The 21,077-nt window shown below is 40.5% G+C and carries 15 protein-coding genes and 1 CRISPR repeat array (1 of these 16 running past the window's edge); of the genes, 8 read left to right on the top strand and 7 right to left on the bottom strand.

All coding sequences use genetic code 11. The features are described 5' to 3' along the window. Window positions 1-77: direct repeats of the CRISPR family, unit length 28 nt (it extends 612 nt beyond the left edge of the window). A gap of 120 nt (window positions 78-197) precedes the next feature. Further along, on the top strand, window positions 198-2,174 hold the full coding sequence (locus KCV09_RS06490; RefSeq protein WP_212515700.1) for an MFS transporter: 1,977 nt from the start codon (window positions 198-200) through the stop codon (window positions 2,172-2,174). Between the two features lie 119 nt (window positions 2,175-2,293). On the opposite strand, the gene KCV09_RS06495 is transcribed toward KCV09_RS06490, so the two are convergent. Beyond that, on the bottom strand, window positions 2,294-3,994 hold the full coding sequence (locus KCV09_RS06495) for an Hsp70 family protein (RefSeq protein WP_212515701.1): 1,701 nt from the start codon (window positions 3,992-3,994) through the stop codon (window positions 2,294-2,296). A 174-nt stretch (window positions 3,995-4,168) separates the two neighbouring features. On the opposite strand from KCV09_RS06495, the gene mprF reads away from it, so the two are divergent. Together mprF and KCV09_RS06505 are read left to right on the top strand one after the other, a co-directional pair. Further along, the gene (gene mprF, locus KCV09_RS06500) at window positions 4,169-6,739 is read left to right on the top strand and encodes a bifunctional lysylphosphatidylglycerol flippase/synthetase MprF (protein ID WP_212515702.1); all 2,571 of its coding nucleotides are present in this window, start codon (window positions 4,169-4,171) and stop codon (window positions 6,737-6,739) included. Between the two features lie 30 nt (window positions 6,740-6,769). Then, the gene (locus KCV09_RS06505; RefSeq protein WP_212515703.1) at window positions 6,770-7,351 is read left to right on the top strand and encodes a flavin reductase family protein; all 582 of its coding nucleotides are present in this window, start codon (window positions 6,770-6,772) and stop codon (window positions 7,349-7,351) included. Window positions 7,352-7,400: 49 nt separating this feature from the next. Here KCV09_RS06505 and KCV09_RS06510 read toward each other — a convergent pair whose 3' ends face one another. Both KCV09_RS06510 and KCV09_RS06515 read right to left on the bottom strand, forming a co-directional pair. Next, entirely contained in the window at window positions 7,401-9,047 is a 1,647-nt protein-coding gene (locus KCV09_RS06510) for an AMP-binding protein (protein WP_212515704.1), read from the bottom strand. Between the two features lie 159 nt (window positions 9,048-9,206). Then, window positions 9,207-9,977: a 3-hydroxyacyl-CoA dehydrogenase gene (locus KCV09_RS06515; protein WP_151815250.1), complete on the bottom strand. Its 771-nt coding sequence runs from the start codon at window positions 9,975-9,977 to the stop codon at window positions 9,207-9,209. A 166-nt stretch (window positions 9,978-10,143) separates the two neighbouring features. Between KCV09_RS06515 and KCV09_RS06520 the strand changes: the two genes are divergently transcribed. Continuing rightward, the gene (locus KCV09_RS06520; protein WP_212515759.1) at window positions 10,144-11,157 is read left to right on the top strand and encodes an AraC family transcriptional regulator; all 1,014 of its coding nucleotides are present in this window, start codon (window positions 10,144-10,146) and stop codon (window positions 11,155-11,157) included. Here KCV09_RS06520 and prmC read toward each other — a convergent pair. Further along, on the bottom strand, window positions 11,142-11,960 hold the full coding sequence (gene prmC, locus KCV09_RS06525) for a peptide chain release factor N(5)-glutamine methyltransferase (protein ID WP_212515705.1): 819 nt from the start codon (window positions 11,958-11,960) through the stop codon (window positions 11,142-11,144). The genes KCV09_RS06520 and prmC overlap by 16 nt on opposite strands. After that, window positions 11,960-13,048 (bottom strand): peptide chain release factor 1, encoded by a 1,089-nt coding sequence (prfA, locus tag KCV09_RS06530; RefSeq protein ID WP_004938871.1) that lies wholly within the window; start codon window positions 13,046-13,048, stop codon window positions 11,960-11,962. Before prfA ends, prmC begins: the two co-directional genes overlap by 1 nt. 516 nt (window positions 13,049-13,564) lie before the next feature. On the opposite strand from prfA, the gene KCV09_RS06535 reads away from it, so the two are divergent. Together KCV09_RS06535 and KCV09_RS06540 are read left to right on the top strand one after the other, a co-directional pair. Further along, window positions 13,565-14,011: a glycine zipper domain-containing protein gene (locus KCV09_RS06535; RefSeq protein ID WP_004938874.1), complete on the top strand. Its 447-nt coding sequence runs from the start codon at window positions 13,565-13,567 to the stop codon at window positions 14,009-14,011. A gap of 149 nt (window positions 14,012-14,160) precedes the next feature. Then, a complete protein-coding gene (locus tag KCV09_RS06540; RefSeq protein ID WP_212515760.1) occupies window positions 14,161-15,162 on the top strand; it encodes an LLM class flavin-dependent oxidoreductase in 1,002 nt (333 codons plus the stop codon). A 46-nt stretch (window positions 15,163-15,208) separates the two neighbouring features. On the opposite strand, the gene KCV09_RS06545 is transcribed toward KCV09_RS06540, so the two are convergent. Together KCV09_RS06545 and ppsR are read right to left on the bottom strand one after the other, a co-directional pair. After that, on the bottom strand, window positions 15,209-16,651 hold the full coding sequence (locus tag KCV09_RS06545; RefSeq protein WP_151815247.1) for a putative bifunctional diguanylate cyclase/phosphodiesterase: 1,443 nt from the start codon (window positions 16,649-16,651) through the stop codon (window positions 15,209-15,211). A gap of 213 nt (window positions 16,652-16,864) precedes the next feature. Beyond that, a complete protein-coding gene (gene ppsR, locus KCV09_RS06550; RefSeq protein ID WP_004938884.1) occupies window positions 16,865-17,701 on the bottom strand; it encodes a posphoenolpyruvate synthetase regulatory kinase/phosphorylase PpsR in 837 nt (278 codons plus the stop codon). A gap of 104 nt (window positions 17,702-17,805) precedes the next feature. Between ppsR and ppsA the strand changes: the two genes are divergently transcribed. Together ppsA and KCV09_RS06560 are read left to right on the top strand one after the other, a co-directional pair. Then, on the top strand, window positions 17,806-20,235 hold the full coding sequence (gene ppsA, locus KCV09_RS06555) for a phosphoenolpyruvate synthase (RefSeq protein WP_004938888.1): 2,430 nt from the start codon (window positions 17,806-17,808) through the stop codon (window positions 20,233-20,235). Window positions 20,236-20,299: 64 nt separating this feature from the next. Beyond that, window positions 20,300-21,067 carry an RDD family protein gene (locus KCV09_RS06560; protein WP_151815246.1) on the top strand — a complete coding sequence of 256 codons (768 nt, stop codon included), beginning with the start codon at window positions 20,300-20,302 and terminating at the stop codon, window positions 21,065-21,067. Window positions 21,068-21,077: the final 10 nt, after the last annotated feature.

Below are 21,077 nucleotides of genomic sequence, written 5' to 3' on the forward strand. Positions count from 1 at the left end.
CACAGGTAGCTTAGAAAAGACAGCTTACCTTTCACCACTGCTGCAATGACTTCACTACCGCACAGGTAGCTTTAATATATTTTGATCAATCATTTGAAGCATATTAATATAGTCACTCAAACTATCAATCAAATATTACTTTGCTGATTCATATCAGCTTTTACTGACGATAGATAAGAAAATTTTGAGTAAAAGAAATGACTGCATGGCAACAACTTGGAATAGAACCTACTACAAATTTAAGAGCAATTAAGAAAGCATACGCTATAAAGCTCAAACAAATTGATCAAGACACTCAGCCAGATCAGTTTATTTCATTGAGAGAGGCCCTTCAAACTGCCCAATATGAAGCGCAGTATGAATTGTTTGATCAAGAAGACATTAATGATTCTATTTTTAATCATGAACAACACACATATCATTTAATTGAGCAAACTGAATCTGTTCAAGAAATCGAAATTAATCAATCATCAGATAACGAGCTTGAAGAAATTTATCTTGCAATTCAGCAGCGTATCATCGAGCAAGATATTCACTTTAATATTCGAGAAGCATTGCACGAATTTGGTGATCATCTCAATACAGTGAATGAAGAGGTAACGCGATTATCTTACATTGAACGCATGGATCACTTGTTACGTGATCACGATCTTGAAGACTTTATCGGCTATTTAGCAGAATCGACAGAACACTTAACTATAACATCTGACCAAACTAATGAGTTTTACAATCATTCAGAAATGGTTATTGATCTCAATGATGAACAATCTGATCAAAATATTACTCAGGGAATTGATCCTATCACTGATGAGCTTTATCAAGTCAAACAGTTACTGTGGGAAGATAATATTAGTGATGACGTTTTTGAAAGATTTAGTTTACTACTCAATCAACAGTTTGATCTACCACTTGAGCAGCAAATTGAGATTAAAGACCAACTCATGAGTGCTGTGGCAGAGCTAAGAGTAGATACGATGAGCCCACAATATTTCAGGTTTCTTGAGCGCTGGAATGATGTATATCCAGATGATCTGCATGAATACAACGATCATTATTATCATCGTATACTACAGCAACGTTTGCATGATTTTTTGCAGAAACGTGATTTATATAAATCATTATCGCATGAGGATTATTCTATCTTCGAGTACCTTTCAAGTTCACAAAGTTTTCATCCATTTAAGATGCTGCATCTTCAAAAACAGCTTGGACACCATCATCCAGAACAGAACGTCATGGATGTTATTGATCAATTTGAGATAAACGATACCGCATCCAATATCAACTACAACTTTCTTAAAAGCATCAATCATATAAAACACTTTGTTTTATTCAATTTAGTACTTTCTGTAGCTACTTTCTTCGTATTGAATCAGTTTTTATCAAATTTACTTACACAGAAAAGTCTGATTTTAATTTCAATTGGCGTTTTCATCGTATTTACATTTATTGTTCAACCTATAACTCATGCAAAAATTTTGGCTTTTCCAAATCGTGATGAGCAGTTACTTCGCTATCAGAAAATCTGGTTTATCAGCGGCTTTCTTATGTGCATTGCCGCTTCAGCTCTACCAACGATTCTGTATTCTTCACTGAGTTATCTATGGGTAATTTTTACAATTATTCTGTTGGGCTGCCTTAAACTAGATGCCCATAAAAATATGAATCGTATCTTTCAAAGCGCTTATATTAAATATGATTATCTGATGATAGGAATAGGTATAGCAATTTTGTGTCTTGGATTTGGTTTTATTTTTTATACTTTGGGTCAACCGTATCGACCTTGGCTCATCAGCTTTAGTTTAATTCCGATCAGTTGTTTATTATTTCCAGATTCATTTCGACCGCTGTTTTACGTGTTTGGTGCCAAGAAAAATACGGATGATTTAACCGAACAACAAGTTACACGCAAAGCAATCATCATTATTTTGCTTCGAATTGCTTTTGTTGGATCGGTTGGCTATTTTGTTATATCTGAAAATTCTCAGCACTATATTTATGCCGCCTGCTTAACTTTCGTAGGATTATTTTTTACGATATTCAATACCAAAAAATTTTCTTCTTTTATCAAATATATCTCTTATATCGCTACTATGATTGTTGGAGTTTATATCCTTATCTTAGGCCTTATCACTGCTTTTTATCTTTATCAAAGCATAAAAATAAAAAAATAGTTGAGTTAATTGCGTTGTAAAGATCGAGTGCCTGAAACTTCTGACAGGCACTCGTTCAACAAAGTTATGTTTACGTCATGAAAGGTTTTTCATGGTCATTGTTAGTCATTCAAAACTATTTAATATTCTTCGAACAAACTCAAATCTTCAACCTCATTCAAGAAAGCCTCAAAATATTGTCTGGCTTCACGAATTTGTCGTTCATCCTGTTGATTGAGAATTTGATTAAAGCGTTCTGTACGATCGCCAATTTGATAACGAAGATCACCCGTTCGTTCACTATACAGACGCTCGGCTCGTAATAGTAAACTCTTATTAATCAGGTTATCTCGTGGATGAATTTTAAGTGATTGGAGTTGTAACCGAGCTTTTTCAATCTCATCAGCAGACATGACACTTTGATGATTCACCACAACCTTTTGTAATCGCTCACCTGTTGCTGGAACATCCACATCAACATCCAGAATTCCGTTAGGATTATATGAAAATCTAACATCGATGGATAAGTAATCGTCATTTGGGGGTAATGGTACAGTTAAAGAGCCTAGAGAGACATTTTCTCGACATAATCGGTGTTCACCCTGATAAATCTGCACCACAATCTCTCGCTGGCCTTTCTTCATTGCAGTATAGGTATTTACCTTACTGGCTGGAATGACAATATTACGCTCCAGAATAGGTGAAAACTGATCTTCATCACCTACAGCAATTCCTAAACTAAATGGGCAAACATCAGTTAGAACCACTTCTTTTAAAGATTGATCTTTTGCTTTTAAACCAGCCTGAATACATGCGCCTCGAACAATTGCCTCATCTGGCTGAATACTGGTTGAAGGAAAACGTCCAAACAATTTGGTAACCAATTTGCGTACAGCAGGTATGCGCGTTGCCCCGCCTACCATAATAATCTGGTCTACTTGCTTTGGTAAAATTCGGGCATCCCGCAGGGCTCGTTCAAGCGGACGGCGTAATCTTAATAGCAACGGCTCTGCCCAGTTGGTCAAATCATCTTGAGAAATTTCGAGTGTTGCTTCATTATCATTCCATTTAAAATTAAGCTGGGTAGATGTCTGCTTACTCAGTACATGTAGACAATATTGAGCTTTGGCTTTTAATGCAATTTCAACATCATAAGGAATCGTAGTTTCATTATATCCAAATAGAGAAGCATTCTTTTTCCAGTATTGCTTCATGATTAACTGTACAAAGTCGTCTCCACCTAAGTAATTATCTCCTGCACTGGCTCGTACTTCAATAACACCATCAAATAACTCGACAATTGAAACATCAAACGTACCGCCGCCTAAATCAAAAATAAGAAAGCAACTATCCTCATTCTGACCAAGTCCATAAGCTAAAGCCGCAGCAGTTGGTTCATTTATAAGGCGACTTACTTTCAAGCCAGCCAGTTCGGCGGCAGAAATTGTGGCTTGACGTTGTATATCATTAAAATAAGCGGGCACAGTAATCACTGCTTCATCAACTTCAGATTGCAAAGCATGCTCAGCATCCTGTTTAAGAGAACGTAAAATCAGTGATGAAAGCTCAATCGCTGAAAAACTACGATCTCCTAATTTTAATGGTTTAGATGTACCCATCAAACGTTTGAAACTCGTCAAAACATCCCGACCAGAAGCGCGTAGCTCTAAAGCAGCCTGCCCAATCAAAATTTGCTGATCTTCATCCATCGCAATTGCTGAAGGTGTCAATTTGCTTCCATAAGCATTTTCAATGAGTCTGGGTTGACCATTTTCAAATACACCTACAAGCGAGTTACTTGTTCCAAGATCAATGCCAATTAAAGGTTTTATTTCTTTCATTTTTTATCAAATATTAAAAGTTTCGTTGAGAAAAGAGTAGGTTTAGCTATTCACATTCTAGCCAAGAAAAATATGTTTGACGACTCAAAATCATCAATATTCAGATAGGTATTTGATTAAAAATGCATATACTTAAATCAACAACAATAGTTTAGATTTTGGCACTTTTTTCTTATGCTCAAACAGCCCTTCCTCAAAAAGATAATTCAATATGCGCCAGTCATTTTATTTTGCATAGCATTATTTATCATACATAAAGAACTTGAGACCCATGAGTTTTCAGGCTTACTTAAACACTGGAACAATATTCCTTGGTCAATCGCGCTAATGGCATGTGGTTTGACATTAGCCAGCTATCTATTTCTTACACTTTATGATGTTTTGGCTTTAAGGTCATTAGGATATCGCAACATCAAATATAGATATATTCTATTCACTTCGTTTGTCAGCTTTGCTATCAGTAACAACACTGGGCATGCATGGGCCTCTGGGGGTTCAATCCGCTATCGTTTTTATCAAAAAATGGGCGTTCAGGGCTGGGATATTGCAAAAATCTCGGCTTTTTTAAGTCTGACTTTTTTTATTGGTCTGATGACGCTTGGATTAATTGCAATTGTATTTGCTCCCGCAAATGTACTCGATCATCTAAATCAGCTACATCTCTTTTATATTTTAATCTTGTTGAGTGCAGGATTTTTGATCATGTATTGGAGCATCGTTGTTCTTGTCAAAAAGCCAATAAGAATTAAAAACCTCAGTATCGATCTTCCTTCCCCCAAAACTGCTTTTTTACAAACTTTACTGGCCTGTTCAGATCTTATCTTGGCCTCTACTGTGCTCTGGATATTGCTAAAAGATATTCCAGGCATCAACTTTGAAAGCTTTATCGTTATTTTTATCTTGGCTCAGCTTCTAGGTTTAGTTTCTCAAGTACCCGGTGGTATTGGCGTTTTTGAAGGTTCTTTTTTGTGGCTTTCCAGCAATGTATTGGCAACAAGCCAACCCGCGATTGCAATTGCATTGGTTTTGTATCGGGTGATTTATTACTTTTTACCTTTATTCATTGCTGGAACCCTACTGGTTTTAAAAGATTTTTATCAGCATCGAAGTAAACTTATTCAGGCAGAAAAACTCGCAACACGAATAATTCCTTCTGTAGTGCCGCAAATTTTTGCCTTATTTTTATTTTTAAGCGGTGCTTATCTATTGGTTTCAGGGGCTTTACCCACTTTACCCAATAATCTGCACTGGCTGAGCAATTTCATCCCACTGCCAGTACTGGAACTGTCGCACTTAATGGGCTCACTCGTTGGGGTATTATTGTTATTTCTAGCACGGGGTATTTATCTCAAACTGGATGCAGCATGGTACGGCGCTTTAATTCTTTTGGCATTGGCAATTTTAAGCTCAGTTTTGACAGCAAGTGGCTGGGTTAAAGTTGTTGCATTACTCATTATTTTTGTTTGTATTTTAATTTCTCATCGTTATTTTTATCGAAAATCATCACTGTTTGAGCTATCACCAGAGCCTTTTTGGCTCATCAGTATCGTTCTTGTAGTCGCCGGCAGTACATGGTTAGGCTTTTTTGCCTATCATCATGTTATCTACTCTGATGATCTATGGTGGCAGTTTTCCTATAAAAATGATGTTTCACGATTTTTACGTTCATCTATCGTAATTGCAGTACTTCTAGTTGCAATATTTATCTGGCAATTATTTGGAATTTCCCGACCTGAACATATTGAACAACTTGATGAATCCGAACTTAACGATATAGAAAATATTCTCCATCAGACTCATGATACCCAAGGCTTTTTAGCATTACTGGGAGATAAAAAAATCTTCTGGTCAGAGGATCGATCCGCATTTATTGCCTACGCTACGACCAAAAAATACTGGATTGCAATGGGAGATCCGGTAGGCACTTCGTCGGCATTTGGCGAACTCCTTTGGAAATTCAAAGAACAGGCCGATCGGTTTGGTGCCAAAATTGTTTTTTATCAAATTAGTGAAGAATATTTACCGATTTATCTTGATCTTGGACTAAGTTTACTCAAATTAGGCCAAGAAGCTCGCGTTGAATTATCACAATTTGGACTGGAAGGAAAAAAACGAGATAACCTGCGCAGAGGTCGAAATAAATTAATTAAACAAAACTATTACTTTGAAGTACTTGAACGAGATGCCGTGGTGGCCAATATTAATCGACTGAAAGAAATTTCTGATGCTTGGCTGACACAAAAACAGGTTCGTGAAAAACGATTTTCGTTAGGTTTTTTTAGTGAAGCCTATATCTGCCGAACGCGGGTTGCGGTTGCACGATCACCTGAAGGTCAAATTATGGCTTTTGCCAATCTGTGGGAAACTTTTTCACATGAAGAGCTTTCTATAGATTTAATGCGTTATGACCCATTGGCTCCAAATGGTGTGATGGATTTTATATTTGCGGAGCTAATGCTATGGGGAAAAACGCAGCAATATACCTGGTTCAACTTAGGTGTAGCTCCATTATCTGGTCTGGAGCGGCATCCTCTTGCGCCACTTTGGCACAAAATTGGCACCACGATTTTTGATCTTGGTGAAGAATTTTACAATTTTGAAGGTCTTTATGAATATAAAGCTAAATTCAATCCGGTGTGGCAATCACGTTATTTAGCAACACCCGCTGGCTTGTCTGCTCCCTTTACCCTGTTAACCATCACGCGTTTAATTGCAGGCGGATGGAAAGGAATTATCAAAAAATAGCCACATCTCCATTAAAAGGTAAAATTTTTTATGCATCATAATACATACATTCAATCGGTTGAATTACCTAAATCATATCGCTTGCTTAATCATGGTCCAACCGTATTGGTGTCTGCAAAGTCGGGAGATACAGAAAATGTTATGGCTGCCTCATGGGCCTGTGCTCTTGAATTTTCACCCGCAAAAGTGACCGTGGTCTTAGATAAAAGTACACGAACGCGTCAACTGGTTGAGGAAAGCGGTTATTTTGCCTTACAGGTTCCTTGTCTTGCTCAAATTGATATGACCAAAGAACTGGGAACATTAAGCTTATTTAATGAACCTAATAAACTCGAGCAATGTGGAACCAAACTTTTTTATCAGGATGGGCTAGATGTACCACTTGTTGAAGGTTGTATCGCCTGGTTAGTGTGTAAACTTATTCCAGAACCCCACAACCAGCAAGAACATGATCTATTCATTGGCTCAGTAGTAGGTGCATGGGCAGATAATCGTGTATTTCGCGATGGACATTGGTATTTTGATGATGCCGATCCACAACTGAAAAGTTTACATTACATCGCTGGTGGAACGTTTTACACCATTGGCGATGAAGTAAAAACCGATAAATAAATACTTCAAAGCAGGTTGAGCCACGGCGCAACCTGCTTTTTTTTTAAACCTAACTGATTAAAGCATGCATCTGCATTTTGTCGATTTCTTGCTGTTTGAGCACGCCACGTTGAATTTTTCCGCTAACGGTTTTGGGCAAAGCTGCCATGAATTCAATCTCTTTAGGATAGGCATGCTTTGATAATCGACCACGAACATACATCTGAAGCTTTTCTTTCAAAGCATCTGAAGCAAGGTGCTGTGGTTTAAGCACCACAAACGCTTTCACAATTTCAGTGCGTGCAGCATCAGGCTTACCAATCACTGCAGACTCAAGCACTTCTTCACATTCGAGCAAGGTACTTTCGACATCAAATGGGCCAACACGATAACCCGACGTTGTAATGACATCGTCTGCACGCCCGATAAAATCGATTCCTCCCGACTCATTGAGTTGAACAGTATCTCCAGTTAAATAATAATTACCTTTAAATGATTTTCGATTTGTACCTGCATAACCTTTAAACCACATGAGTGGCGATTGTGTCCAGTCAATCGCCAACATGCCAACACCGCCCTTTTCAAGTTCTTGCAATTGTTCATTTAAAACAGCAAAACGATGTCCAGGTATCGCAAAACCAGCCGATCCGATCTTGACTTCATGATGAAGTGCATGATGATTACCAATCACCATACCCAATTCAGTTTGCCCATATTGGTCATAGATATCGACCTGAAGATATTCTTTAAACCAGTGAATCACTTCAGGCGTCAGTGGCTCTCCTGCACTACTTACCACTCTTAAATGTTGTGCAATTTGTGCATCAAATTTTTCTTTAAAGCCAAAGAACATCCGAAATGCTGTAGGAGAGCCTGTTAAATTGTTAATCTGATATTTCTGAAGTAATGTTACTGCACGATCGACACTAAACGACTGTTCATCCAAGAGGATGCGATGTCCCATACTTAACGGGCCCGTAATTCCATAATACAATCCGTAAGCCCAGCCTGGATCTGCTAAATTCCAAAATGCATCTTCCGCTCTCAAATCTACAGCATGTTGCAAATAACCTTTAAATGCCAAAATGGCTTTAAGTGGTACAGGAACCGATTTGGCTAGCCCAGTGGTTCCCGAAGTAAACATAAGTAAAAAGTCATCTTCAAATGTTCGATATTCAACAGGACAGACCGACTCAAAGCGATTCAGCGTTGTCCAGAAATCTGGCAGATTTTGATTTGGCTCATTACTTGCATCGACTACCAGTATCGAGTCCAAATTAAGCTGATTCAGTTTATGCAGATGTTCGGCATGTGTAACGATTAGCTGAGTATTTGCAGTTTCGATTCGATGCTGTATGGCTTTAGATTCAAACGCAGTAAATAAGGGCTGATAAATGGCACCAATTCGCCATGTGGCCAAAATTGTGATTAAAAGCTCGGGTGTTCGAGGCAATAACCCTGCAATACTGTCACCAACACGAATATTTTGACTTTTAAAAAAATTGGCCAATTGTGCTGAACGTAGATCGAGCTGCTCAAAGGTATAGTGTTCAACTTGGCCATGTTTTCCTTCCCAAATCAGCGCTGTTTTGTGTTGTCCAATATATCGGCCACAACATTCATCAAAGGCATTGATGTATTGTGCCGAGCCATGAAGCTGTTGCTCTATCAGTTGATCTAGATCAAATTCTGCATATGCCTGTGCTAATGTTTTCATTTTTATCGTCTCGCTCTTCCATTTTGCTGACAGATATCAATCTGTTTTCCATACGGCTTTTTTGTTTTTGTTGTCGTGGTTAAGAAGTGTATGACCCCCTCTTCCTCTTCCTCTTCCTCTTCACTCACTCACTAAATCGTTTTATACCTAGTTTAGGGTCTACTTCGGAGCCATTCGAATCGCGCCATCGAGTCGAATCACTTCACCATTGATATAGCTATTTTCTATAATATGACCAGCCAGTGCTGCAAATTCCTCTGGCCGCCCGAGTCTTGAGGGATACGGTACCATCTGGCCCAGTGCATCCTGTACCTGCTGAGGCATTGCTTTTAGCATGGGTGTTTCCATAATGCCGGGAGCAATCGTGACTACACGTATTGCATGTCGTGCAAGTTCACGTGCAATCGGCAAGGTCATGGAAACAATTGCACCTTTTGATGCCGCATAAGCAGCTTGTCCAATTTGACCATCAAATGCAGCAACAGACGCTGTATTAATAATCACGCCACGATCTTCATCATGCAGCGGATCGGTCTGTTTCAGCATGGCATCTGCCGCAAAGCGCAACATATTGAATGAACCTGTGACATTAATATTCATCACTTTTTGAAATAATGCGAGATCATGCAGGCCGTCTTTTCCCACCACTTTGGCTGAAGGGCCAATCCCTGCGCAATTGATCAGGCCATGTAGCGCGGCATGCTGGTGAAGATACTCCTCAAAAAAACGTTGTACTTCATTTTCACTCGTTACATCGAGCTGAAAAAACTGAGCACCTTTACCCAGACGGGCTGCTGTGGTCTGTCCGGCCTCGAGATTCATATCAATCAAACTCACATGGGCTTGCTGAGCAATTAAATACTCTGCCGTTGCAGCACCCAAACCAGAAGCCGCACCCGTCACAATAAAATGCTTATCCTTAATTTTCATTGCTATTTTTACCTACTGAATGCTTATTGCGAATTCACACTTACAGGTTAAAATCGAACGAACCGAAGTACAATTTCAAAACACCTCAATTCTACTGAGGTATTTGGCCAGTGAATTAGAACGTTCAATGTGGCTTTTTCAGATATGGGATATTCAAAACGTGACGATGCAACACACCAAAGGTACTATTTCAATCGCACTCGTCAATGAAGCCCTGAATGTCGCCCTCGCACGTGGCATTTTTATCGATCAAATTGCTCTACGTGCAGGTATTTCACCTGAATTGCTGGCATATCCTAAGGCGCGTATTTCAGTATCGGCTTATGCGCAGCTCTGGATTGAAATTGCCAAATGTCTGAATGATGAATTTTTTGGCATGGACTCACATCCAATGCGTTATGGAAGTTACAAACTTCTTTGCTACCTCATCATCTCGACAGACACAACAGAAATGGCGCTTCGTACTATTTTGGATTATTTCAATTTACTTCTCGATGATACTCGCGCACGACTCGAGATAGACCAGCACAAGGCTTATATTTATCTCGATGACCAGACACACATCAAACGGATGTTTACCTATGCCACCTATATCATGTTGGTTCATGGCTTGCTGTGCTGGATTTCAGATCAGCGTATTCCGATTCATCAGATCCGTGTGAAATGCGCTCAACCTGAATATCCTCAAGATTATTATGTGCGATTCTGTGAAAATATCGTATTTGATGATACGGTCAACTGCATTGAAATTGATCTGAGTTATTTAACGCTAAAAGTAAAAAAAGATAAAAAAGCTGCACATGCCTTTTTAGAACAGGTACCGCATAATTTGCTGGTCAAATATAAAAATGAAAATGCGCTGAGTGTTATTATTCGCAGGCAATTGATACATCTACATCCGTCAAGCTGGCCTGAACTCAAAATACTGGCACAGCAGCTATGCTTATCAGAAGCCACCATTCAACGGCGATTAAAAAATGAAAATACCAGCTATCAGCAGCTAAAAAATGATATCCGCTGCGATATTGCGATTGATCGATTGACCCATACACAACAAAGCATTCAAGAAATTAGTGATGCACTCAACTTCCATGAAGCCAGTGCATTTCATCGTGCATTCAAAAAATGGACTGGTGTGAGTCCAGGAGCCTATCGGCAGCAGACTCAACCCTTCATCTGACCCAAACTGATACGGTCATTTCCACCATAATCTTTTACTGTTTGCACCTGCGCAAACCCTGCTGCATTAAAAATCTGCCGCACCGCATTACCTTGATCATAGCCATGTTCGAGCACCAACCATCCATCAACATTGAGCCACTGAGGTGCCTGCTTGATAATATGCTCAAGATCAGACAAACCCTGATGATCTGCAACCAAGGCACGACGTGGTTCTGTAGCCAAGTGCTGCATGTGCACATCATCGGCATCGATATAGGGCGGATTAGATACAATCAAATCAAATCGCTGTGCGGGAATTGCCTCATACCATGCACCGCACACAAACTCCACCCGATCTAGCTGATGCTTCTGGGCATTTTTTGCGGCGATGTCTAATGTAGGTTGATAAATATCTGTCGCCAATACGCGCCAGTCTGGACGCTCTTTTGCCAGAGACAGCGCAATCGCGCCAGTTCCTGTTCCTAAATCAACCACGTTACTGTGCTTGGGCAAGGTTAATTCGAGTACCGTTTCAATCAGGATTTCGGTGTCTGGTCGTGGTACTAGCGTATCTTTAGTCACGATCAGATCCAGACTCCAAAATGGCTGCGAACCCGTGATGTAGGCCAAAGGCTCACCTTGTGCCAATCGAACTAAGCCTTCAAGGTAAGCTTGCTCCTGCTCTGAACTCAATACTTGTAACGAACGCATTCTAAGTTCTAGCGCATTAAGATGAACAATATGTTCAAGCAGCCAGATTGCCTCTTGCCGTTCATAGCTGTCAGGCTCACCACGCAAATTTAGTGCTTGCGCAATATTCATCAACCACCATTCTCTTGTGCCAACATGGCCAATTGATCAGCTTGATATTCACGATGCAAACTATCGAGTAATTCAGTCAAATCACCTTCCATAATGGCATCCAATTTATAAAGCGTTAAATTGATACGATGATCCGTCATTCGACCTTGCGGATAGTTATAGGTACGAATACGTTCTGAACGGTCGCCCGATCCCACCAAGTCACGTCGCATTTCCGAGGTCGCACTTTCTTGCGCAGCACGTTTTGCATTTTCTAAACGAGATGCCAATAGTGCTAACGCCTTGGCTTTGTTTTTATGCTGTGAACGTTCTTCTTGACACTCAACCACAACACCCGTTGGAATATGCGTAATACGCACTGCCGAATCGGTTTTGTTGACGTGCTGACCACCGGCACCCGACGCACGATAGGTATCGATACGTAAATCGGCTGCATTAATTTCGACGGTAGTATCTACATCGACTTCAGGCAAAATCGCAACTGTACAGGCAGAGGTATGCACACGGCCTTGAGATTCAGTTGCCGGAACACGTTGTACGCGATGCGCACCACTTTCAAATTTTAAACGGCCATATACGCTATCGCCATCGACACGGCAAATCACTTCCTTATAGCCGCCATGTTCGCCTTCATTTTCAGACAACACTTCAATACGCCAGCCTTGGGTCTCGGCATATTTGCTGTACATACGGAATAAGTCGCCAGAGAAAATTGCAGCTTCATCACCACCCGTGCCTGCACGAATTTCGAGATAAGCCGCATTGGCATCGTTTGGATCTTTAGGGATCATCAAAATATTTAACTGACCCTCGAGCGTTTCAATCAAAGCACGGTTTTCTTTGATCTCCTCTTGTGCCATATCCTTAAAATCAGGATCTTCCAGCATTTCTTCTGCTGTTTTGATGTCTTCTTCAGCCTGACGATACTGTCCCCAAACCTGCACAATCTCATTTAAGTCACTGTGCTCACGCGATAATTTTCGAAAGCGTTTATTGTCTGAAATAACTTCGGCGTCGGCCAACAATGCATTCAGCTCTTCATGACGATCACACAATTGATCTAAACGTAAACGTAGCGATTCTTTCATAAGAAGAACAATCTCAATAAATCTGGTTGGTTAGCTTTAATCTGACTAAGACTTGACAAACCATCTAAGAATAAAAAATTGCGCATAGTTTACAGACTCTCCTATACAAAAGACATAGCGATTGCGCAGTAAGGAAAAAACCTAGTTGTTTTTTTAATGATTCACAAAGCTGATAAAGGAATGTCGAGGGATTTAAATAAGCCAAAAACGAAAAACAACCCCTCAAAACTTTAATTTCTTATTAATGAAAAATTAATCAAACTATGAACAAAATGATTAAATTTATATAAATCAATTTCTTGAAACAAAAAATTCTTCTTTATTGCGTATATTTCCATCAAATAAAATAAATAAGTTCTTCATATTTTGGGGTAATGACACAAAACATCACAATCTGCACACCAAATCGCAATAGTCTGGATGATCGTCTTCACACTTTTTGACTCATCTCTTGTTACATTTACTTCAACGAAATATAGAAGGTCCTGTATCCACACACGGGGCATGGAGTTAAAAATGAAAATTAAAACTTGGTTAATGAGTGCCGTGATCGCGAGTTCATCAATGATGGCCATTTCAGCACATGCAGACAATACCACACGTGTCGCTGCAACATCTGCTTTGGGTAGTGTCGTGGGTACTGCATTGGGTAAACAAATGGGCGGTCAGTCTGGTGCCATGATTGGTTCTGCATTGGGTGGCGCTGGTGGTGCTGCCGTCGCAAGTAACCGTCGTGACCGTACCTCTTCCGCTATTGGTGGTGGTTTAGGTGGTGTTGGTGGTTATACCGTAGGTCGTAATGTCGGTGGTACAAATGGCGGTTACATTGGTGCAGCTCTAGGTGCAGCAGGTGGTTCAGCTTTAGGTAACAAGATTTCTAAAGATCGTGCCGAAGAGCGTTATTACGACAATGGTAATCATCGCGGCTGGAAAAAACATCACCGTCACCACCGTCGCTACTAATTTATCTTTACTGATACCGAAGGCAGCATTTCACATGCTGCCTTTTTTGTTTGTAAAAATTTACAAAGTCAATTTTATTTATCGTTTTTTATCGATATAAAATATCGTATAATATCGAAAAACATCGATATATGAGAGTAGATATGTCTATCACGTCGCTTAAAGATACACAGTTTTCCATTCTCGAATTAGCTTCTGTGCGTGACGATAAAAGCATTCAGTTTACTTTGCAGCATGCCCTGCAACTTGCACAACATGCAGAACAGCTGGGTTATCGTCGTTTTTGGCTTGCCGAACATCACAATATGGATGGTATTGCTAGCTCAGCAACGGCCGTCATGATGGGCTATATCGCAGCAAACACACAATCTCTTCGACTCGGTTCGGGCGGTATTATGCTCCCCAATCATGCTCCTTTGGTTGTTGCAGAGCAGTTTGGAACCTTGGCAACACTTTATCCAGACAGAATTGAACTCGGACTTGGCCGCGCTCCCGGTACCGACCAAATGACTATGCGTGCGCTGCGCCGCGGGCATAAGGAAACTGAAGAGCAATTTCCACAAGATGTTGCAGAGATTCTTCGCTACTTTGATACGCCAAAACCAGACCAATCCATTATTGCTACACCCGGGCACAGTACCCATGTTCCCGTTTGGCTGCTCGGATCGAGTTTATTTAGTGCTCAATTGGCCGCAAAATTAGGCTTACCGTATTCATTTGCATCCCACTTTGCACCGCGTATGCTCGGGCAGGCGATTCAACTGTATCGTGATAATTTTCAGCCTTCAAAATATTTAGACCAACCGTATGTATCGATGGGTGTGCCGACTGTTGTGGCAGAAACGGATGAAGAAGCAAACTATCTTGCAACCAGTGCTTATCAACGTATATTAGGACTGATGCGAGGTCAAAGTCTGCGCCTTAAAGCACCTGTAGATTCAATGGATTTACTTTGGGGGCCGGCAGAAAAACTCTCTGTAGAAAACTTTTTTGGTATGGCTCAAATTGGTTCGGTCGAACGAGTTAAAGCTGGTCTTGAACAACTTGTCGATCAATACGCCGTGGATGAGTTTATTTTTACCTGCGATATTTACGATACGCAAAAACGCTTGGATAATTTCAGTTATCTAATGGACATCAAAAACGCGTAGCCTAATGTGCATGGCTTAACGCGCCAAATAAGCAGCTTAAATTATATTATGATAAAAGTGCTTTGGCTTCAGCAGGAGCCAAAGCATGGCTAAACAAAAAGCCCTGCCCGATTTCACAGCCTTGTTGTTTGAGTAATTCTAGCTGGTGAACATTTTCAATACCTTCGGCAACCACATCGATCCCCAAATTTGAGCTCATACTGATGATCGATTGAACAATCGCAAAAATGAGTTTTTCTTGCTCCATACGCTGCACGAAATCACAGTCTATTTTAAGGCAATCCACAGGTAAATTTGCCAGACGAGTCAGAGATGAATGCCCTGTACCAAAATCGTCTAATGCGATTCGTATTCCCTCGTGTTTGAGCTTGTTCAATGCACGCGAAATATAGGCTTTGCCATGTTCATCTAAAAGATGCTCAGTAATTTCAATTTCGATCAAAGAATGCGGAATGTTGAAACGATCTAACCGATCAAGCAAAAGTTCAGCATAATTATCTTTTAAAAATTCCACGGGTGCGGCATTAATCGAGACAGGCACCATATCTAAACCTTGATCAATCCATTCGGCCATATCCCGAAAAACACGTAGCTGCATGATTTCACTCAAGCGGCTAGCAAGATTATAGTCTTCAAAAGCATTCTTAATGCGTCTGGGCAGTTGAAGCTGATCATGCTGATCATACCATCGCAGCAATGCTTCAAAACCGGTGAGTTGACCATTTTTTAAATTAAACTTTGGCTGATAAAATGGACAAATTAGATTGTGCCTTAAGATATAACGGGCACAATTGAATTGTTGTGCAATCACATTTTGCTCAATTTGCATTTCACGTTTAAAAATACAGTATCCACCACGCCCTGAAAGTTTTAAGCGACACAATGCGATATTGGCAGCTTGTACAACGTTCATGGTATCTGTCACATCACGAGGATAAATGGCGCATCCTGCACTAATATTACTTTCTATAATTTGATCTAAATATTCAATTGGTCTCGAAATTTCTTGATGAATCAGTGCATAGGTTTCAATGAGGTAAGCATCAGAATGAATATGAGGAATAAGTAATGCAAACTCATCACTACCCAATCGTGTGAAGAAAACTTCTTGCGGTAAAACGCGTTGAACTCGCTCTGCAAGCGTTTTTAAGATTTGATCGCCAACCAAATGTCCATGATTACTATTAATTTGATTAAAATAATCGAAATCAAACAAAATTAATCCAAACGACTCATCAAGTTTGATCTGACACTCTCTCATCATCAGATTAAGTTTCTTATTAAATCCCGATTGATTTGGCAAACCAGTTAAGGCGTCTATTTCAGTGCTGTGTTCTGCGACGTCTTCAATATGAACATTGTGCTGGTGTGAGATATTTTCTGACAAGGGATGAACCGCAAGGTGATGAGCGGTCTTGTGCAAGCGAATACGATCAACTTTCGAATCAAGTTCATAACAGCCAAGATGACGTGGAGTCATAAGATTCATACGCATCTCTCCTACTTACGAATGAAAAAAGTCAATGTAACTGCCACCCATGGTAGATTATAAAACTAAAATGTGACGCAATTTACATTTGGTTTGTACACTTATTGTCATAATTTTTCAAGTTTTAATTTTAGTACTCAATGAGTAAAGTCAAACAAAACAACGATGAAGAGAAATACATTTTTTGTATTTCTCTTTTTAAATCATAATAAATTAGCCAATTCGGCGTTTTAAACCCGTCGTTTGAAGAATGCGAGTTGAAATTTCCTCAATCGACATTTCAGAAACATCTAAATACGGAATGCCTTCCGAAATGAAAATTCCCTCCACCGCACGCAGCTCCATCTGACACTGACTATAGCTGGCATAGCGACTATTGGCTTTACGTTCTGTTCGGATGGCGACCAAACGTTCCGCATCAATCATTAAACCAAAAAGCTTGTTCTTATGCTCTTTGAGCACTTTAGGTAAGCGGTTATCGTCGAGATCTTCTTCTGTCAATGGATAGTTGGCAACTCGAATACCAAATTGCAAAGATAAGTAGATCGATGTAGGCGTTTTACCTGATCGCGATACCCCGATTAAAATAATATCTGCTTTATCATAATGTCGTGTCAATGCACCATCATCATTGTCTAGTGCAAAATGTACTGCATCTATACGTGCCTTATAATATTCCGAGTCAGTAACTGCATGCGTCTGACCCACTAAAGTGGTAGGTGACGTTCCAAGTTCTTGCTCAAGCTTACTGATCAGCCCTTCAAAAACATCTAGATTGACGGCTTTAGCTGTATTAATAATTTCACGTACATTGGGATCGACTAAAGTATCAAATACCAATGGTAGGGTTCCATCACGCGACTGGCACTGATTAATCGACTCTACAATGTTCATAGCCGCTTCTTCTGTTGCAATATACGGCATGATATGAATATCAAAGTCTACGTTAGGAAATTGTGCAAGCAATGAATGTCCGAGAGTTTCTGCTGTAATGGCAGTTCCGTCCGAAATAAAGAACACACTGCGCTTAATTTGTTTTCCTTCAGACATCAAAATTCTCCTCACAGATTTGTCTTAGTGCTATATAATCTTTATAGTAAACTGATCTTATATAACTGTCGCTTAGTAAAATCAAAACCTAAGGACATTTAATCATGTCTTCATGCCAAGATAGTACTAAATACTGGAAATGTGGAGTAGAAACATTGGAAGCGCGCGTAATCGGTCTAGAAAAATTAGGGAAGCACGACGTCGAACTTGTAGGTGGGAAAAACTCATCTCTGGGTGAAATGATCAGCCACTTATCCAATGCTGGTGTATCAGTACCAGGTGGCTTCGCGACAACGGCTGGCGCTTATCGTGAATTCCTCGATCAAAGTGGACTCAACGCTAAAATTCAAGCAGAACTTGCCCAGTTAAATGTAGAAGACGTGAATGCCCTAGCGCAGTCAGGTGCTAAAATTCGTCAGTGGATTATTGAAACTCCTCTGACGCCAGAATTTGAAAAAGAAGTCCGCGAAGCATTTAGTGCTTTGTCAAACGGCAACCCGGAAATCGCGGTTGCCGTTCGTTCTTCAGCTACAGCTGAAGACTTGCCTGACGCTTCTTTTGCAGGCCAACAAGAAACCTTCCTGAATATCCGTGGCATTGACAATGTTCTGATTGCCATCAAAGAAGTTTTTGCTTCATTGTACAATGACCGTGCAATTGCCTATCGTGTTCACCAAGGTTTTGATCACGATGTTGTGGCATTATCTGCTGGTATTCAGCGCATGGTTCGCTCAGAAACTGGCGCTGCAGGCGTAATGTTTACCCTAGACACAGAATCTGGATTCAGAGATGTCGTATTCATCACAGCCTCATATGGCTTAGGTGAAATGGTTGTACAAGGTGCTGTCAACCCAGACGAATTTTATCTTTCTAAACCATTAATACGTAACGGTAAACATGCTGTATTACGCCGTAATCTTGGTTCTAAACACCAAAAAATGATTTATGGTGACGAAGGCGCAGCAGGCAAGTCTGTAGTTGTGGTTGACGTCGAGAAACAAGAACGTCAGCAATTTGCACTGAATGATCACGAACTACAAGAATTAGCCAAACAAGCACTTATTATTGAATCTCACTATGGCGCACCAATGGATATTGAATGGGCCAAAGATGGAGATGACGGTCAGATTTATATCGTTCAAGCGCGTCCTGAAACGGTTAAAAGCCGTCAAAATGTAGGCACAATGGAGCGTTACTTACTCAAACAACGCGGAACAGTTGTATGCGAAGGTCGCTCGATTGGTCAGCGTATTGGCGCAGGTAAAGTTCGCATTGTGACGTCGATCAAGGAAATGGATAAAGTCCAAGACGGTGATGTTCTGGTTTCAGACATGACAGATCCAGACTGGGAACCAGTGATGAAACGCGCAGCGGCGATTATCACCAACCGTGGTGGTCGTACATGTCACGCAGCAATTATTGCACGTGAATTGGGTGTACCTGCAATCGTGGGTTGTGGTAATGCGACCGAAGTCTTGAACGATGGTCAGGAAGTGACTGTTTCATGTGCTGAAGGCGATACAGGCTTTATCTATGAAGGCGCACTAGACTTTGAAGTACAGCGCAACTCGATTGAGTCAATGCCAAAACTACCGTTTAAAATCATGATGAACGTGGGTAACCCAGACCGCGCATTTGACTTTGCTCAAATTCCAAACGAAGGTATTGGTCTTGCACGTCTTGAATTCATCATCAACCGTATGATTGGTGTTCACCCGAAAGCGTTGCTGAATATCGACAGCTTGCCACGTGAAACACGTGCTGCTGTGCTGGCGCGTACTGCGGGTTACACCTCACCAATCGATTTTTATGTCGAAAAACTGGTTGAAGGTATTTCTACTTTGGCAGCTGCATTTGCTGAAAAGCCAGTCATTGTGCGTATGTCAGATTTTAAATCGAACGAATATGCCAACCTTATTGGCGGAAAGCTTTACGAGCCAGAAGAAGAAAACCCAATGCTGGGCTTCCGTGGTGCAAGCCGTTATGTATCGGACAACTTCCGCGACTGCTTCGAACTTGAATGCCGTGCATTGAAAAAAGCACGTGATGAAATGGGTCTTACCAACATCCAGATTATGATTCCGTTTGTTCGTACTGTTGCAGAAGCAAAACGAGTGATCGAACTCTTGGCAATGAATGGTCTTAAGCGTGGTGAAAATGGTCTTAAAGTGATCATGATGTGCGAATTGCCAACCAATGCCCTACTTGCCGAGCAATTCTTGGAGCACTTTGATGGTTTCTCGATTGGTTCAAACGATTTAACTCAATTAACGCTCGGACTTGATCGTGACTCTGGTATTGTTTCTCATCTGTTTGATGAGCGCGATCCAGCAGTTAAGGCATTGTTATCAATGGCTATTCATGCGTGTCGTAAAGCAGGCAAATATGTGGGTATTTGTGGACAAGGCCCATCTGACCATCCAGATCTAGCTAAATGGCTTATGGAGCAAGGTATTGAGTCTGTCTCATTAAACCCAGATTCTGTTCTTGATACATGGTTCTTCTTAGCAGAAGAAAAAATCAAGCAAGCCTAATTATTCGTAAAAAAGGCCCATTCGTGGGTCTTTTTTCATCATTGGATGTTGAGATTAAAGACTTATGCAAATTTATTTGGCGCGCAATAATCAACAAGCTGGCCCATACACCTTAGAACAACTGAATCAGATGTTGGCGAGTCAACAGGTGCTCTTAACCGATTTAGCTTGGCATGAAGGTATGACCGAATGGAAAGCCTTAGGTGAGTTAACGCAAGGTAAACTTTTTTATCAGCCACAAATGCCACAAACTCAAGCGTATGAATTCCCGTCAGCAGAAATTCATCACAATGATGTGATCAAACACGTTCAAGTGAATAACAAAGCGATCATCACGCCAGCCAAAGTAGGAAAGCGTATTTCTGCGAAGTTGGTTGATCTCTTACTTTTTACGTTGCCACAGATTTTAGTGACACTGGCTTTTTTACCTCGTGACCTGATCCAGCAAGCACAAAGTTTTAATGTGAACGAACAGATCAAAATCGCAGAAGCCATGTCCAACAATATGCCATCTTGGGTTCCGATGGTCTTACTCGCCTACACCCTCGGGCTGCTGTTTGTTCAAAACTTTTTGATCTCAAAAAGCGGTCAATCGATCGGCAAGAAACTTTTCAAATTACAGATTGTCGACGCCACAACCAACAAGTTAGTGGGCCAATTCCGTGGATTTTTTATTCGCTCTTTCTTGTTCATTATTCTTTCACAATTCGTGAGCCTATTCCCGCTAATCGCCATCGTGTTTATTGCCGATATCGTTTTGTTTTTCTCAAAAGGAAACAACAGCTTACATGACCGTCTTGCAAAAACAAAAGTGATTGATATTTCTAAATAATTATCGCTTA

Origin of the sequence: Acinetobacter soli (assembly GCF_018139125.1) — a bacterium.
In the GTDB taxonomy this organism is placed as follows: Bacteria; Pseudomonadota; Gammaproteobacteria; order Pseudomonadales; family Moraxellaceae; genus Acinetobacter; species Acinetobacter soli.

Coding starts and splice junctions, on each gene's coding strand:
- KCV09_RS06490 (WP_212515700.1), top strand. CDS start 198: ATGACTGCATGGCAACAACTTGGAATAGAACCTACTACAAATTTAAGA.
- KCV09_RS06495 (WP_212515701.1), bottom strand. CDS start 3,994: ATGAAAGAAATAAAACCTTTAATTGGCATTGATCTTGGAACAAGTAAC.
- mprF (WP_212515702.1), top strand. CDS start 4,169: ATGCTCAAACAGCCCTTCCTCAAAAAGATAATTCAATATGCGCCAGTC.
- KCV09_RS06505 (WP_212515703.1), top strand. CDS start 6,770: ATGCATCATAATACATACATTCAATCGGTTGAATTACCTAAATCATAT.
- KCV09_RS06510 (WP_212515704.1), bottom strand. CDS start 9,047: ATGAAAACATTAGCACAGGCATATGCAGAATTTGATCTAGATCAACTG.
- KCV09_RS06515 (WP_151815250.1), bottom strand. CDS start 9,977: ATGAAAATTAAGGATAAGCATTTTATTGTGACGGGTGCGGCTTCTGGT.
- KCV09_RS06520 (WP_212515759.1), top strand. CDS start 10,144: ATGCAACACACCAAAGGTACTATTTCAATCGCACTCGTCAATGAAGCC.
- prmC (WP_212515705.1), bottom strand. CDS start 11,960: ATGAATATTGCGCAAGCACTAAATTTGCGTGGTGAGCCTGACAGCTAT.
- prfA (WP_004938871.1), bottom strand. CDS start 13,048: ATGAAAGAATCGCTACGTTTACGTTTAGATCAATTGTGTGATCGTCAT.
- KCV09_RS06535 (WP_004938874.1), top strand. CDS start 13,565: ATGAAAATTAAAACTTGGTTAATGAGTGCCGTGATCGCGAGTTCATCA.
- KCV09_RS06545 (WP_151815247.1), bottom strand. CDS start 16,651: ATGAATCTTATGACTCCACGTCATCTTGGCTGTTATGAACTTGATTCG.
- ppsR (WP_004938884.1), bottom strand. CDS start 17,701: ATGTCTGAAGGAAAACAAATTAAGCGCAGTGTGTTCTTTATTTCGGAC.
- ppsA (WP_004938888.1), top strand. CDS start 17,806: ATGTCTTCATGCCAAGATAGTACTAAATACTGGAAATGTGGAGTAGAA.
- KCV09_RS06560 (WP_151815246.1), top strand. CDS start 20,300: ATGCAAATTTATTTGGCGCGCAATAATCAACAAGCTGGCCCATACACC.